This is a genomic window from Enterobacter genomosp. O, from assembly GCF_001022965.1.
In the GTDB taxonomy this organism is placed as follows: domain Bacteria; phylum Pseudomonadota; class Gammaproteobacteria; order Enterobacterales; family Enterobacteriaceae; genus Enterobacter; species Enterobacter cloacae_L.
This window is the reverse complement of record NZ_LECZ01000026.1, coordinates 1022756-1039114: the sequence shown is the minus strand read 5'-3', so window position 1 is coordinate 1039114 and position 16359 is coordinate 1022756. Positions and strand designations below refer to the sequence as shown.

11 protein-coding genes and 1 pseudogene are annotated in these 16359 nt (G+C 50.1%); 6 read left to right on the top strand and 6 right to left on the bottom strand.

The features are described from left to right. Nucleotides 1–8: 8 nt before the first annotated feature. From ABR39_RS18675 to ABR39_RS26245, 3 genes and pseudogenes are all read right to left on the bottom strand, one after another. The gene (locus ABR39_RS18675; protein WP_047348126.1) at nucleotides 9–8597 is read right to left on the bottom strand and encodes a GH36-type glycosyl hydrolase domain-containing protein; all 8589 of its coding nucleotides are present in this window, start codon (nucleotides 8595–8597) and stop codon (nucleotides 9–11) included. Nucleotides 8598–8752: 155 nt separating this feature from the next. Then, nucleotides 8753–8917, bottom strand: a complete 165-nt coding sequence (locus ABR39_RS26250; RefSeq protein ID WP_224246999.1) for a YnfU family zinc-binding protein — start codon at nucleotides 8915–8917, stop codon at nucleotides 8753–8755. Between the two features lie 81 nt (nucleotides 8918–8998). Further along, nucleotides 8999–9211: pseudogene (locus ABR39_RS26245) on the bottom strand (cold shock domain-containing protein). A 278-nt stretch (nucleotides 9212–9489) separates the two neighbouring features. Here ABR39_RS26245 and ABR39_RS18670 point away from each other — a divergent pair. From ABR39_RS18670 to ABR39_RS18660, 3 genes are all read left to right on the top strand, one after another. Then, entirely contained in the window at nucleotides 9490–9708 is a 219-nt protein-coding gene (locus ABR39_RS18670; RefSeq protein WP_012543040.1) for a cold shock domain-containing protein, read from the top strand. 268 nt (nucleotides 9709–9976) lie between these two features. Continuing rightward, nucleotides 9977–10204: a hypothetical protein gene (locus tag ABR39_RS18665; RefSeq protein ID WP_010434226.1), complete on the top strand. Its 228-nt coding sequence runs from the start codon at nucleotides 9977–9979 to the stop codon at nucleotides 10202–10204. Between the two features lie 563 nt (nucleotides 10205–10767). Then, a complete protein-coding gene (locus tag ABR39_RS18660; protein WP_167337203.1) occupies nucleotides 10768–11172 on the top strand; it encodes an H-NS family nucleoid-associated regulatory protein in 405 nt (134 codons plus the stop codon). Nucleotides 11173–11475: 303 nt separating this feature from the next. On the opposite strand, the gene arsC is transcribed toward ABR39_RS18660, so the two are convergent. From arsC to ABR39_RS18645, 3 genes are read right to left on the bottom strand one after another with little or no spacing between them, the layout of a single operon-like run. Then, nucleotides 11476–11901 (bottom strand): glutaredoxin-dependent arsenate reductase, encoded by a 426-nt coding sequence (gene arsC, locus ABR39_RS18655; protein WP_024274588.1) that lies wholly within the window; start codon nucleotides 11899–11901, stop codon nucleotides 11476–11478. Nucleotides 11902–11913: 12 nt separating this feature from the next. Next, nucleotides 11914–13203 (bottom strand): arsenic transporter, encoded by a 1290-nt coding sequence (locus ABR39_RS18650; RefSeq protein ID WP_047057999.1) that lies wholly within the window; start codon nucleotides 13201–13203, stop codon nucleotides 11914–11916. Nucleotides 13204–13247: 44 nt separating this feature from the next. After that, nucleotides 13248–13568, bottom strand: a complete 321-nt coding sequence (locus ABR39_RS18645; RefSeq protein WP_047057998.1) for a metalloregulator ArsR/SmtB family transcription factor — start codon at nucleotides 13566–13568, stop codon at nucleotides 13248–13250. 85 nt (nucleotides 13569–13653) lie between these two features. On the opposite strand from ABR39_RS18645, the gene arsH reads away from it, so the two are divergent. The 3 genes from arsH to ABR39_RS18630 all read left to right on the top strand — a co-directional run bounded on the left by arsH (nucleotide 13654) and on the right by ABR39_RS18630 (nucleotide 16303). Next, entirely contained in the window at nucleotides 13654–14352 is a 699-nt protein-coding gene (arsH, locus tag ABR39_RS18640; protein ID WP_047057997.1) for an arsenical resistance protein ArsH, read from the top strand. Nucleotides 14353–14652: 300 nt separating this feature from the next. Next, nucleotides 14653–14871: a hypothetical protein gene (locus tag ABR39_RS18635; RefSeq protein WP_010434242.1), complete on the top strand. Its 219-nt coding sequence runs from the start codon at nucleotides 14653–14655 to the stop codon at nucleotides 14869–14871. 511 nt (nucleotides 14872–15382) lie between these two features. Beyond that, entirely contained in the window at nucleotides 15383–16303 is a 921-nt protein-coding gene (locus ABR39_RS18630) for a hypothetical protein (protein WP_047348124.1), read from the top strand. Nucleotides 16304–16359: the final 56 nt, after the last annotated feature.

Sequence of the window (16359 nt, the reverse complement as noted above, 5' to 3'; positions counted from 1 at the left end):
CTCCGGGATCAGTGTCTGTTCTGAATGATCTCAACCGTATGGTTTTGTCCATCATCCTTCAGCGGTATTCTGTCATCAGGGAGGAGAACACCATCCAGCGTCACGCAATATTCTGCATCGCCGCGTGAAACACTAATCTGATAATGGCTTTCACCATATTGATATGCCATAGAAAAAGACGACCACTCATCCGGTAACCCGGCATGAACACTAAAGTCAGTGCCGGAACGTTTTATCCCCAGTAATTCCTCGGTAAGTAAACGCCAGGCCCAGCCTGCGGAACCGGTATACCAGCTCCACCCTGCACGTCCGGTATGGGGAGCGACGCTGTAGACATCAGCACTCATGACATAAGGCTCAGCTTTATAAATCCCGACAGAGTCCGCATTCAGGGTATGATTTACAGGGTTGAGCATTGACCAGAGTTGCCAGGCTCGTTCGGCATTCCCCATTCGGGCAAAGGCCATCACTGCCCAGATGGCGCCATGCGTATACTGCCCTCCGTTTTCCCGCACACCGGGCAGGTACCCCTGTATGTAGCCCGGATTTGGGCCGTGTCCGTCGAAAGGAGGCGTTAACAGTTTGATCAGCCCTCCTTCGTTATCCACAAGGTGCTTATCCAGCGCCTGCATGGCCTTTGCGCACCGTCCCGGGCTCGCGGCGCCGGACAATACAGACCAGCTCTGCGCAATCGCATCAATCCGGCAGTCCTGTGAGGTTTTCGATCCCAGAGGAGTACCATCGTCAAAATACCCGCGCCGGTACCATTCCCCATCCCAGGCGTGGGCTTCGAGATTACTTTGCAGGCGCAGAGCCTGTGAACGGCACATCGCGGCGACGCTTTCATCCAGCCTGCGCTCCGCCAGCGCTGCAAACCGCTGCAAAATGTCGTACAGGAAGAAGCCCAGCCAGACGCTTTCACCTTTGCCTTCGATACCCACCCGGTTCATCCCGTCATTCCAGTCACCAGCCCCCATCAGCGGCAGGCCATGCTCCCCGAAGCGAAGTCCATAGTGAATAGCTTTGACGCAGTGTAACCAGAGTGTCTCTTCGGTGCCGCTGATGACCGGCGTGTCATAGACAGACTCTTCACCAGGCTGAAGCGAGCGTCCCTCCAGATAAGGAATGCGTATTTCCAGTGCATCCATATCCCCCGTCGTTTCAACATAGTGGCAAACAGCAAGCGGCAGCCAAAGATAGTCATCGGAACAGCGGGTACGCACACCGTTGCCGTGTGGCGGGTGCCACCAGTGTTGCACATCCCCCTCGATAAACTGCCGTGATGCACAGAGTATTATCTGTTCACGCATCCGGTCCGGAGCAGCGTGGCTCAGAGCCAGCGTATCCTGCAGCTGATCGCGAAAACCAAATGCACCGCCAGACTGATAGTAGCCACTCCGGGCCATAAGACGGCAGGCGACCGTCTGATACAACAGCCAGCCATTAACCAGTAAATTTACGGACGTGTCGGGGGTGTTAACTACGATTTTATCGAGAACATTGTGCCAGTGATTATGAATCCGGTTCAGCTCCTGGCGGACCGTATCCTCGTTCATGTAGCGGGCCAGCGTCTCCTGAGCACAAACATCATTCTCCTCTGTGCCGAGGATAAAAATAAACGTCCTCTGGTCCCCGTCAATTAATGTAACCGCCGATTGCACCGCTCCGCAGGGATCCAGACCGGCCCCCGTCTTACCAGAAAGCTTTTGCAGTTTCATGGCCGAAGGGGCGTGAAGGGAACCATTACGACCAATAAACTCCCGGCGGTCCCCTGTCAGAGAACAGTCATTACCGCTGACGGCAAAAAATGCAGTTCGGCCGCCACCATTATCACCATAAAAGTTATTCGCAAGCACCCCGCAGCCCCCGGGCGTTCTGGCCACATGTGTCACAATGTGAGGGGCTGAGCGCGTTCGTGTTTCTCCGAGCGTCCACTCTACATAGCCTGTGACGGAAAGTTGACGTGTCCGTCCCGAAGAGTTACTGAGTGTCAGGAGCACCAGTTTAACCGGATCCGCTTCGGCAACCAGGACCGTCAACTCGCTGTCTATACCACTCTCACGATGGGCAAAAACGCTGTAGCCAAAACCATGGCGTGTCAGGTAATCACCGTGTCCGCGAACAGGTAAAGCCGTCGGCGACCAGCACTCCCCACTCTCTTCATCGCGCAGGTAAAATGCCTCGCCGCTGCGATCGCTCACCGGATCGTTCTCCCACGGTGTCAACCGGTATTCATGGGCATTCTCATACCAGGTATAGGCCTGCCCTGCCTCTGAGATCACGCTGCCAAAACGGGAATTTGCCAGTATGTTCGACCAGGGAGCCGGTGTAAGCGCATTTTCCCGAAGGACGATCTGATACTCCCGCCCATCCTGAGAAAATCCACCGTACCCATTGAAATGGCATAACTGACTGGTATCAGGGCTCCAGTCCGTATGTTGATTACGCTCGCGCACAGCACGCGGAATGAATGCCCTTGCCGGCGATTTCAGGGTATGAATACGCTGATTAAGCTGCTCAATAATACCCCCTGCGCGGTCATCAAGATAAAGACAGGCCACGCTCATCAAAAGCAACTTATCCTCAGCAGAGAGATGCTCACCGTTGCGGACAAAAAGCCCGCCCTTTTTATCCAGCAGACTGGCTTCAGACCCGGCATAAATTAACTCCATAATCTGATTTTGTAATCCCTGCTGGTAGCCGCCGGGGCTGTTATTCAGGATAACCAAATCAACATTCAGCCCTTTCTGTCTCCAGTAACGGTGTGCCTGAATCAGTGTGGTCACTGAGGTGATACTTTCCTCGCTGGTTATACTCAGCAGCACTATCGGCAGATCCCCTGAAATTGCCCAGCCCCACAGTCCGGACTGGCCACGCCGGTTGCGGCCGATCGCCTGTCCTTCGGCGCGCAGCTCCTGGACAGGGTAAAGCACAGCGCTGGCGAGACAATTGAACAACGTGGCATCATCTTCACTGGCGTTCATCTGGCGCAATACCACCAGACTGTGAGACCAGGCCAGTTCAAAGACGCGATCGGCGATAGGGTAATCGCGATATTTCTCCAGCAACGCCAGGCTCTGCTGACGGGTCTCGCTGATGCCATAAATGATATCAATCGTAACCGGCTGCCCCGGCTGCAGAATGATGGCGTTGCGAATTGCCAGTATCGGATCCAGCACCGAGCCCGACGTGTTGCCTAGCATCCCTCCCGTCTCTATTGCCTGGGCATTCGCAGGGTTTCTGCCACGTCCAATAAATCTTGCCCTGTCCGTTTCAAACGACACGTTATGTCGGTTATCGCCATGCACCACCATCATGTGAAACAGGCAAGGGCCCGGTTCATCCGGTGAGCGCGGGCGCCGGTGGCAAAGAATAGCGTCACGCTCAGGAGCCAGCTCAGTCTGAATAAACAAATTGCTGAATGCCGGGTGTGCCAGATCGCTGGCATCAGGTGCCAGTACCACTTCAGCATAGGTTGTCAGCTCCAGAGAGCGAGGCTTGCGACCACGATGAATCAGTGTGAGCCGTCGCAATTCAACATCATCCTCCGGAGAGATCACCACCTGAGTTTTGACGCTGAGTCCCCCGAAGCTGCGTCTGAATTCTGCCCCCGCATCGGTGAACAACACTTCCTCGTCTTGTCCGCTGGTGTAGCCTGTCGGTTGCCAGGTATTGCTCCACACATCTCCCGTCTGGGTATCGCGGATGTAGCAGAATGCTCCCCAGTTATCACGGGTGGTATCACTGCGCCAGCGCGTTAGTGCAATATCATTCCAGCGACTGTAACCACCGCCCCCCGCGGTCAACATCAGATGATAATGGCCGTTGGACAGCAGTTGAATATCCGGGGCGGGAGTATCCACGCTATAGAAAATACGGGGTTCATAGCGGACGGGTTTGACCATGCCCTCATGAGATTCAAAATGACGGCGCGGACTGTACAGATCGACCGCATCCGGCACGCGCTCCTGTAACAGCAGACTCGCTGACCGGAATACCGTGCTGGACATAAAGCGTTCAGTCATGGGGGCGTCAAGCAGCACATGAGCCAGCGCCTGAAATGCCATACCCTGGTGATGCGCCATCCAGGACTGTACCACCGCATAGAGCTGACCGGTTGCAAGACGTGAGGGGGTATAGTCCAGCGCTTCATAAAAACCGTATTCTCCGCGTGCACCATTTTTTTGCAGCCTGAACAGGTTCTCACAGGCTCTCTGTGGGGAAACCATCAGCGCCAGCAGCGTGGCGTAAGGAGCAACAACCATGTCATCGGCAAGTCCCCTGCGCAGACCGAGCCCCGGTACGCCAAATGCCTGATACTGATAATTATGCTGAACATCAAAAGCATGATAGCCGGACTCTGAAACACCCCATGGTACCCCGCGTTCTTTCCCCCAGTGAATCTGGCGCATAACCGCCGACTGACTCATTTCATCGAGCAGGCTGCCGGGCCAGGTGGGCATCACCAGATTCGGCATCAGATATTCAAACATGGATCCGCTCCATGACATCAGGGCAGTTTCATTATCAATCGTGGTAAACAATCGACCCAGCGCGTACCAGCTTTTAAGAGGCAGCTGATTAGTCGCAATGGCAAGAAAACTGGTCAGGCGGATTTCAGACGGCAGGAGATCGTAGTGGCTCTTGTCAGGCATATTGGTGTCACAGTTATAACCGACGCTGAGCAGACTGGTTGCTTCACTGTACAGAAAGGCGAAATCCATCCGGGCATGCTCATCCAGCCGCTGTTCCAGCTCGGTGATAATATTGAGTCGCATTCGGGCCTGCTCCGCCACTGACGCCGGAGGCGTTCCTGTACCGGTTAATGTCGGACGGGCAAGCTCGCTCAGCGTCGGCAGCGTCTGTTCATTCCAGGATGCAGGCAACCAGCCAAGCAACAGAGACCACTCATGGCAAAGCTGAACCAGTTGATGCTCCAGATGTCCAGCCCAGCGCATCTGAAGAGGAGATCCCTGATGACATGCGCTGGTCAGATGGTTGCACTGGGTGCGCATGCTTTTCAGTTCGCTGAAAAGCGCCTGCGGAGAGAGCGACACCGCGTTCAGGCAATGCTTGCGCAGCAGTCTCAGGCTGTCAGGTGGGTTCTTACCCCACTGTTTTTCCAGAATATCCAGCGTATCGTTCAGTCCTGCCAGTATCTGTTGGTTGCTTAAAACAGGCTGATGACGCATGGCGGACAGGCCTGCACGCAGGGTCAATAAATGCCCGGCCATATTGCCGCTGTCGACGCTGGAGATATAGCGTGGACTTAGGGGGACCAGCGTACGGGTGTCATACCAGTTGTAGAGATGGCCCCGGTAGTGCTCCATTTTATCCAGCGTGTCGAGCGTGAGCGACACGCGCCGGAGCACCTCTCCGCCAGGCAGGTAGCCAAAGTCCCATGCCGTCAGGTTAGCCATAAGTGAAAGACCAATATTGGTAGGAGAAGTTCGGTGTGCCACCGTCGGTTGTGGTATTTCCTGATAATTATCAGGCGGAAGCCAGTTCTCTTTTGCTGTGGCAAATGTTTCAAAAAAAGCCCAGATTTCACGGCTTGTCTGGCGTAACAGCTGTTTTTGTTCCTGATTAGGCGAAAAAACCTTACGCACGGGCTGGCGACTCAGCCAGCTCATCAGCAGCGGTGCCACACACCATACCAAACCGATCGGTAACGCAATCCACAGCAGCTGGGGGGCAAATTGTCCGGTCAGTATTGTCAGCGCCACGCCACCGGCAACGTTCAGCCACATCGCCTGATAAAAACGTGCAACAGCGGGTCTGGCCCGATCGCTGTCCTGACTGTGGCTTACCCACTGGCTGAGATGACGCCTGCTTATCCCCAGTCGCCATAGCGTCACGGCGATCGCTTTCAGCGAATATCCGGCTTCGTGCGGCAGTATCGCAAAATTAAGGCTGATACCTGACAGACGCTTTAGTGCGCCCGCCCCCACCAGTAACAGATGCGGCTTCACGCGGCGACGCAGAGGTTTATGCAGAAGGTCGTGGCTGATGCAGAGGATGGCTGGCAACAGCCATATCAGCAACAGTATGCCCAGCCAGTAAACCGGATTGGGTACCCAAAGCAGAGTGAAGAACAGCAATACCAGTAAGGAGGGGGCGACCAGACTGCGACGTAGATTATCGAGTAATTTCCAGTAAGAAAGCGCGGTCAGCGGATTCCTGACCCGGGTTCCATCGGCTTTTCTGACGCGTGGTTTTAGCCAGTTAAGCAGTTGCCAGTCACCCCGGATCCAGCGTGAACGTCGTGCAACATCCGACAGATAATTATTAGGGTACTGTTCGTACAGTAACACCTCGCTCAGCAGACCCGAACGTGCATAGCATCCTTCAAGCAGATCGTGGCTGAGTACCAGATTTTCCGGGCAGATGTTGGTAGTGGCCTGCATAAAAATATCAACATCGTAAATCCCTTTGCCCACAAACGAGCCTTCCCCAAAGAGATCCTGATAAATATCCGAAGACATCATCGAATAAGGGTTATTGCCCGGTACGCTGCTGCGCAGGGCTGCGTAACGCCCCTGACCGTTGCGTGGTATCTCCTCCGCAAGACCGGGCTGTAAAATACCGAATCCTTTGACAACCCTCTGGCGTACCGGATCATACTCAGGCGTATTCAGCGGATGCGCCATCGTCGCGACGAGTTTGTGTGCCGTATCGCGCGGGAGCACCGTATCGCAGTCCAGGGTAATGACGTATTTTATGTGACCCGGTAAAAGGTGGGCAGGCATCTCTGCAACGCTGACGAATTGCGTTCCGGGATGGCGCAACCAGCTGTTCAGTAACGCCAGTTTTCCCCGCTTGCGTTCATAGCCCATCCACGCTCCTTCCGAGGGGTTCCATTCAGGCTGGCGATGTAACAGATAAAAACGTGGTCGGCCGGAGGGGTAGCGGCGATTAAGCGCCTGCGTATCGGCGATAGCCTGTCTGAGCAGCGCGTGACTTTCCGGTGAGGGTTCATTTTCAGAATCAGCAAAATCGGTGAGCAGCGCGAACCTGAGATTTTCGTTTTCATTCCCCAACCAGCAGACTTCAAGACTGGTGAGGAGCTGGCTGAAACTTTCGTGGCTGGTCAACATGCAGGGAATGACTAACATGGTGGCACTGTCAGCGGGAATACCGGCTGAAAAATCCATCCCCGGCAAGGGTCGAGGAACGCGAAAACGGGTGGTTGCATCACTGAGCAAATCGCTCATTAACTGAGTTAATGCGATAATCAGAGGTAATATCACCGCGATCAATAGCCAGTCTGCGCCCTGCATGGCGGTTTCGTGCAATATTGCTGCGGTCGCTGCGGTTGTCAGCAACGCCAGGCTTCCAAGCCATGACAGCAGGGTTATTCTGTTGAAACTGTGCCGCAAGCGTATGAGCCCTGAAGTGTCTGCCAGGAGATGAATATCCAGCGCCTGTCGACCTTCGCCCGCAAGATAATAACCAACATGATGCTCCGGTGTATCGGGCGCTTTTTCCTCTGAAAACGCCAGCGCCTTCTCAGCAACCTCAGGCTCGCTGAGACCGCTGTCTCTGGCCAGAACCTCAACTACGTGCCGGTAATGATCCCGGGTATTGAAGTGCATCCGGGGATAGATGCCGGCAGGATCATTGCGTAATGCCTGTTCGACAACGCTTATCGTTTCGGCGAAATCAGCCCAGTCCGTTTCACTCAATAAACGCAGGCCCGCGATGCTGTTACTGACGGACAGCTGGCTGGCGGCAAGCTGCTGATTGAAACTATGTATGAGAACGTCAGTGGTGATCCCCTGTTCCCGAAGGCACTGATCAACCCAGGTCAGAGGTAACGACAGCGCGTTGCCATGCCCCTGCAGGCGCCGCACCAGCTCTGCGACAAACGCACTGGTTAACGGAGGTCGGGAGCGCGCCATATCGGCAACCACCATGATTAAATCACCAGGCGCACTCTCTGCGCATTCGACAATCCTTGTTATCCACGTATCAGCAAGGTTTCTGTCCTGCTGCGCTTTTATCACTTCCATACTGATACGACGAAGATTTTCAATCAGCGCCAGGCGCAGCATTCCCGGTAACGCCCAGACTTCACCCAGCGTCAGCGGCGTCACCTGTTGATAGGCAGTGAGATAGCTGGTCAGGCTGGCGGCATCCCAGCGGCCATCGCCGTGAGCAATGGCCTCTGATGCAATATGATAAATTCGTGGGCAATTCAACGGCGATACCAGCGACGGAAGACCTTTGCCAAAGCTTTTCGGCAGATGCTGGCGGACAGTGCGGATTTGTTCCTCAATCAGATAATAATTGTCCAGCAGCCATTCACCGGCGGGCATGATACTGGTCTTTTTACCCGCGTTAAGCTCATAGCAGTTTTGGGTAATGACGGCCTCATTGTCGCCAAGCCGTTTCAGAAGATAATAAGGATGCCTATCCGGTGATACTTTATGAGTCCGCGCCAGCTTCTGGCCGTAGCGTTCCATCTGGACGGTCGAAAAGAGTTCTGACCGCGGCGAGCTTTCACCGGCAGGATCGTTCGCCGAAAACGTTATGTTTTCGGCAGCATTCATCAGAATACGGGAGCGGTTAAACCACGCTCTGGGGATCATTTTCATAGCATTGCTCTGATGCGACGTTAGCGCGCAGGAGCAGTTGCGAAATCAGTTCAGAAACGTTCTCTCAGGATGGGCGTCAGGCATCAGGGATTTAACAGCTGCCGGAATCTAACATAAGTATAGGACATGAGCTCTGTTCTGCGATTTTGGTCGAGCTAGCGTCGGGAGATAAACAGAGCCTTACATCCGGGGCAAAGCATGGTCTGCTTGAGCCGGATTTTTGACAACGGTTGTACTGATTTTAAGCCACAAACAGGACAGGCAGCAGTGGCAGTAGACGCACTGCTGAAGAATTTCATTGCGTAATTGATAACAGACATAACCATTAACCTTTCAATGAATGAGCTTCACCGTACCACATGTGGTTAAGTTTTAATCTATCTATTTTGACATACTGAAAATCAGGAAAGATAAATGTTCGCAGCCACAGGCCCCCTGAGACCGTTTATCCGGCAAGACTCTATGCGGCTTCCAGGGATGAGTAATTCTGATTAGCAAGAGTTAACGGCTGAAATGTGAAGCAGAACGTCTTTTCGGCTATCAGAAGGGATGATGAGACATTTAACACTAAGAATGTCATAACTTTTGACAGTTCCTGACATTTTATAGGACAAGTCAATTCCTTATTGAAAACACGTAAAGGCTATACATTGAAAATGGCATTCAGCCACTTTTATTTTCCCTGCAGGACCTCTGGACGGCTAAAAGATAATTTGCTTATATCGATTCCCTGTGTCTTAATGAATCCCATCAGTTCGATGTACTAATGAAAGTTAGAAATTTTCCGGGCAGTTCTCATTACCAGGCGCTATCGTTGATATCCCCTCTTTTGAGTCCATACGTTTAATCTTATACGTTTACTATCAATACAATCATGTATAACGGAGTCAGTATGACCTCGAGAATTATGGGCTTGGTTAAATGGTTTAACGAAGACAAAGGTTTTGGCTTCATCTCTCCTCTTGATGGCAGCAAAGATATCTTTGTCCATTTGTCTGCACTTAATGGCGACAACTTTAAAACTTTATTTGAAGGTCAGAAAGTTGAATTCGCCATTCACCGCGGAGACAAGGGTCCTGCTGCTGCAAATGTAACACTTTGCGATAAATAAATCATTGTGGGCCTGCGATAACGATGAAGGATTATTCCTGAGTAGACAGTTCCATAACTTAAATCAGATGAAAGTCGTTTATTCTTAATATCTGATCAGCATATTTTTCAAAATTATGAGTATGCTAAGCGATGTGATGAAGTGCAGTACTACTGCATAAAAAGTCTAAAAGCACAAGCTAACCACATGTTAAATAAGAAGTGCGTAATGGCTTTGACCTTAATGGCATCTGCCAGTTAATATCCACGAGAGAACAGGGTAATAGAATATGATTAAAGTCCTTGTTTTCTTTAATGCTGAATCCTGTAAAGTCATGACCGTTCTGGAAGGTATATCCTCTATCAGGCAGGAATATCCAAACGGTGAAGAAACACATCTTCGGATTATGTCTGCAGGTTTTCCTTCCTTAACTGGCGATCATGGTATTGTTTACGTGGCTACTGACAGGGAGTTAACGTCACAGGAGATACTTGATGCGGCCAGGAAATATTTATAGAATTTTTGTCATGCTCTCTGCTCCACGTTTAATTGCATGCTTATCCTATTTATCAGAATCGAACAAAAAATGAGTTAAAAGCATTTATGGCCTGCTAACAGCAGGCTTTTTTTTTACATTACACTTTTTTAGAAACGTCTCTATAAAGAGAGAGTAATTCGCTACCCTCTGACAAAATGCAGGTGTCTCCCCCCTGCGTGCCATCTTGCCATTTGTGAAAACCTTGCTAAGTGGCGGCGCTGTCTCTCCTCATTTTAAATCTCATCAGGTGTGACTGAAGCAATAAGTTATGAGGGTATAAAAAGGCTCTCCGGATGACTCCTGGCATCATAGTTTTAAGTACCTTCAAAAATGCATGGACATTTCGTAGGAGTTGTAATTTAGTTCTTGCACATTCTTCTTAATTTTGTCTTGCGATAAGAGATTTATATAAGTAGTCTAAACCTCGTTAATAACAATATGTACCAATCGGATTAAAATGCTCAGTAAGAAAAATCGGATTGATGAGCAACCGTCGACATTGGTATTTGCTGAACAACGAAAAAACTTTAAAAGGTCTCTTTATGTCAGATGCTCTTACACAGTTAAACAATATCCGTACCTTACGTTCTCAGACTCGTGAAATGTCATTAGATGTACTGGAAGATGTTCTGGAAAAGTTTAAAATTATTCTTATAGAACGACGAGAAGAAGAGACATTACGTCTTGCAAATGAAAGTCAGCGCCGCAATAAACTGGAAACACTTCGTCAGATGATGCTTGATGAGGGTATCGACCCCTCCGAACTTTTAGCTGCTATTGGCTCTCCGGGTAAGGCTAAAAGGACGCGCTCCCCCCGCCCCGCGAAGTATCGATATACTGACGAAACTGGAGAGTCAAAAACATGGTCAGGTCAGGGGCGAATGCCGAAGCGGATCTCAAATCTGATTGCTGAAGGTGGAGAATTAAAAGATTTCGAAATCAGCTAAAAAAGAGCCGGGCATACCCGGCTCTTTTTACGGATAGCCCACAACCATCCTTAGAGGATCGTCGAGAAGCATCTGGTTCGTAACCGGCTTCAACAAGGTGTTTCATGAAGAGATTATGTTGCGCTATAAACTGGGTAAAGAAGGTATTAATGGTGACATTACGCAGTTGTAATGCAGCCAACACCACAGTTTTTCCTCTCATAGCATAATGCGGACGGGGTTAGTAGGCTGGAGGTCTTTAGTGAACGGCAAGCGGACGCCCTCGTAGATTAAACAGGCGTCCGATATCTTGAAGTGGACAGATTACCTAACCCGCTTTCCCGTTTCGTCAATGACCTTCTCGCCATCCTCTTTGGTAAACGCTCCTTTCTGACCTTCCGGAAGAATATCCAGCACTATTTCCGAAGGGCGGCAAAGACGAGTACCGAGCGGCGTAACGACTACCGGCCGATTAATCAGGATTGGATCTTGAAGCATGAAATCAATCAACTGCTCATCACTAAATTTCTCTTCATCAAGACCCAGGCGTTCATAAGGTTCAGCGTTTTTACGCAGCAAGGCGCGCACTGTAATCCCCATATCTGAAATAAGTTTAATAAGCTCATCACGGGTCGGGGGAGTATCGAGATAATAAATTATTGTCGGTTCGTTGCCGCTGTTGCGGATCATCTCCAGCGTGTTACGTGAGGTGCCACAGGCCGGGTTGTGATAGATGGTAATATTGCTCATATCAATATCTCGCTACAAGGTGACAGAGAGCCGCCACGCCAGCACAGCCAGAGTGACGAAAAGCACGGGCAGGGTCATGATTATGCCGGTGCGGAAGTAATATCCCCAGGTGATGGTCATGTTTTTCTGTGCCAGCACATGTAGCCACAGCAGGGTTGCCAGACTGCCAATCGGAGTGATTTTCGGGCCTAAATCGCAGCCAATCACGTTGGCATAAATCATTGCCTCTTTGACGACGCCTGTCGCCGTACTTCCGTCAATCGACAGCGCACCAATCAGCACCGTCGGCATGTTATTCATTACCGACGACAGGAACGCGGTCAGGAAGCCGGTGCCGAACGTTGCTGCCCATAACCCCTTTTCTGCCAGCAGGTTTAGCACGTCAGACAGAGACTCCGTGAGCCCTGCATTGCGCAGGCCATAGACCACCAGGTACATGCCCAGTGAAAAAATAACTATCTGCCATGGTGCATCGCGCAGGACTTTTCCTGTGTTGATGGCGTGACCTCTTTTCGCCACTATGAACAGTACTGCTGCGCCAGTAGCGGCTATCGCACTTATCGGGATCCCAAGAGGTTCCAGAACAAAGAAACCGACAAGCAGCAAAAACAGGACAATCCAGCCCGCCCTGAACGTTGCCGGATCCTTTACCACACTGGCAGGCGTCTTCAGCAGCGAAACGTCATACGTCACCGGAATATCCCTGCGGAAGAAGAGATGCAGCATGACCAGCGTGGCCGTAATCGCGGCCACATCTACGGGGATCATCACGGAGGCATACTGCGTAAAGCCCAGACCGAAAAAGTCCGCCGAGACGATATTCACCAGGTTAGAAACAATGAGCGGCAGGCTAGCCGTATCTGCAATAAATCCTGCGGCCATGACAAAGGCCAGTGTCGTGCCCTGACTGAATCCCAGTGCGAGCAGCATCGCAATTACGATCGGCGTCAGGATCAGTGCGGCTCCGTCATTGGCAAACAGTGTAGCAACAGCAGCCCCAAGCAAGACTATCCAGCTAAACAAAAGGCGGCCACGTCCGTTACCCCAGCGGGAGACGTGCAGTGCGGCCCATTCAAAGAAGCCGGACTCATCAAGCAGCAGGCTGATGATGATGACCGCAATAAATGCCGCTGTCGCGTTCCAGACGATATTCCAGACAACGGGAATATCAGCGATATGGATGACTCCAGTTACCAGCGCCAGCACAGCCCCGATACTCGCACTCCAGCCAATACTCAGGCCTCCGGGTTGCCAGATCACCAGTATCAACGTCAGTAAAAATATACTCCCCGCCAAAAGCATCTCAGACTCCGTTATATATGATTATGTGAATTTGTTTTCTTTTCTCAGCAGGAGATGCAGGCTGATTTATCTAGCCATTTACACAAATCCTCCCGCATACACTGCCAGGACGTCGTGATTGTCTCAGCTGCCCATGCCGGTATGTGGGGTGACAGACGATAGTGGATCCATTTGCCTTCACGACGGTCCAGAACCAGCCCGGCCTCACGAAGGATAGCCATATGTCGCGAGACTTTGGGTTGTGATTCGGAAATGGCTGCGCAGATATCACAAACGCACAGTTCTCCTGACTCCCGGAGAATCATGACGATGGCGAGCCGAGTTTCATCCGACAGGATTTTGAAAAGCTGAACAGGTTGTAGCATTTTTCACTCCGTTCCCTTTAGAATATATATATGATAAATCATATGTGTTAAATTTGAAATCATCTACTCTCTCCGGAGGAGAAAAATGGAACAATTTCCTGCCCTTAATATTGAATTCTTTGATCAACACATCGCTGAACGCCTGAACCTGCAAGCGCCACCACGGATTCTTATCCTGTATGGCTCAGTAAGAGAGCGCTCCTACAGCCGCTTTGCCGCGGAGGAAGCCGGTCGTCTTCTGACTGCAATGGGCGCGGAGGTGGAATTCTTTAACCCCTCTGGTTTACCCCTGCCTGATGATGCGCCAGACACGCACCCTAAGGTCACCGAACTACGCGGCCTGGTCAGATGGAGTGACGGGATGGTGTGGAGTTCCCCTGAGCGGCATGGGACGATGAGCGCGGTGATGAAGGCGCAAATAGACTGGATACCCTTAAGTGAAGGCGCGGTTCGTCCTTCGCAGGGCAAGACACTTGCAGTGATGCAGGTCTGCGGTGGTTCGCAGTCCTTTAATGCGGTGAACCAAATGCGCATTCTGGGCCGATGGATGCGGATGTTCACTATCCCCAACCAGTCCTCCATTGCTAAGGCATGGCAAGAGTTCGACGAAAACGGCCGAATGAAACCTTCGTCATGGTATGACCGTATCGTCGATGTAGCCGAGGAGCTGTTTAAAATCACGGTGCTGCTTAAGGGACAAACTGGTTATCTTGCAGATCGTTACAGCGAGAGAAAAGAGAGCTATCAGGAGCTTTCATCCCGTGTCAATCAGGACAAAATTTAACGTATATTTTTCGTGAATCCATACTGCATGAGATTAATAACATCCACTATGGCACAAAGGAGATATCCCATCCTGTGTCAGAATATGAAAAACTACCTTGAGGTGAACTAGTAACTCTGGTTATGACGTGGCGCTTGCGCGTCATGATGCAAAACTAATTTTGATGTTTAATGAAATCCTGGTTGCACCCAAGCTAAGCGCTTCATGCTAAATTTTAGGCGAAGGAATAACAGAAGTCCTGTCCATTGCGTGTTATAACTGAGGTTGAAAACCGGCACACTGGCGGTTGAGAGGCATCGCATGAAATTACAAATCACAAGAGCAATTGGCCTCAGTAAGCTCTCTCCACGTTGGGTTAAGGTTATCTGCTTACGGTTAATTAAAAATGATATTGAACGCTCTCTCAACGCTCTTCTGGTCAAAATTGATGAATCTGAACTATCTACGGAGCAACTTAAAGCGTTTAAGGAATGCGTTGAAAGAATTAACCTGGCACGAGGTAAGGGGATGCAGGCGTGAGCATTTTTAATTAAGCATTTTTCGATGCTGCATTGGTGATGATGGCTTTTATCCAAAAAATTTCGCAGGCGAATAGTAGTCTAAGCGTTTGATAAAAGGTAAGCCCAAACCGTATATGCGCGGCGCGTTTGCTGCGCAAGAAATGGTTACCAGGTCAAATCTGTTTTTCAGTGTGACGACTCAACTAGATATCACCACGCACAGTCCCTATCTCGTCTTCTTTCTCATCAAAGGGAGAAAAAACTTTTAGGCACCCAAATAGGCCCCTAAGAAAAGTTGAACTAGCAGTTATTCAAATTAATTCAATAAATTACACAACCAATTCAGACTCCGCCAGCCCACCAATCATGATTGGACAGTGCTAGGACAGCACTAGCAAAAACAGGAAGTTAGCAGTCTCGGCAGGACACCGACCAGACGGTGATGAGACAAAAAAGGATACGCAAAGGAGCCGCGGCTCTTTAGTTACACAGAAGCCCGCTAACGCGGGCTTTTTTATGGGATAAGACATATGAATCAACTGCAAGAAATCATTCAGATTCTTAGTTCTGGTGATGAAGGCACGACTAATGCTCTCATAAAAACGAAGATCCTGCTCTTCTCTATCGGGAAAAAGGAGCTTGCGGCATGGGTAAACCATGAAATTAATGGCTATCCTGATTCAGTTACCCTTCCCGATTATAGAATTGTTGGCGCAAGAATTCTTGCAGACCTGAACAATAGCGTTCGTCTTTACAGTGCTTATCCGTTACCTATTGGTTATCTAAGTGAAGATGACTATGACGACGCTACAACCAGTGAAGTCCGGATTTCTATCAGTCAAATTGAAGACTTGGTAACCAACGCCGGTGATAGCAAAACTCTTCAGCAGCCAATTCCTTTGGATTTAGCGTTGGTTAAATATTGCAAAGGTATCGATAAAGGCTATGAGTTAACACGCTGTTATAAAGAAATTGCACTACATAACTTCACTTCCATATTAACTCAGGTCAGATCACGTCTGCTTGATTTCATACTTGAGCTTTCTGATCAAGTTTCTGAAATTTCTGACGAAAAAAACATGACAGAAAAACTTAAAAATATCGATACGTCTTCATTGTTCAATAACTCAATCTTTGGCGACAATACCGTCATAAACTTCGGAAATGAAAACTCATTCTCCGTAAGTAACAACGTCGTAAAAAACGACATTGAGTCATTAAGAGAGTATCTCTCAACTCAGGGATTCTCTAAATCAGATGTTGACGATTTAGAAATTGCTATTGATGAAGATGGCCCAATAGCTAACAAACGTGGGGAATATGGTCAATCTGTTAGTAAATGGCTGGCCAATATTGCGAGTAAAGCTGCTAATGGGACTTTGGGAATAGGAATAGCTACTGCAACTCAGCTAGCAATCGCGGCTCTGAAAAAATACTACAACCTACCATAACTGACATGGGGTGTCGGGGGTCGGAGGTTCAAATCCTCTCGTGCCGACCAAAAACA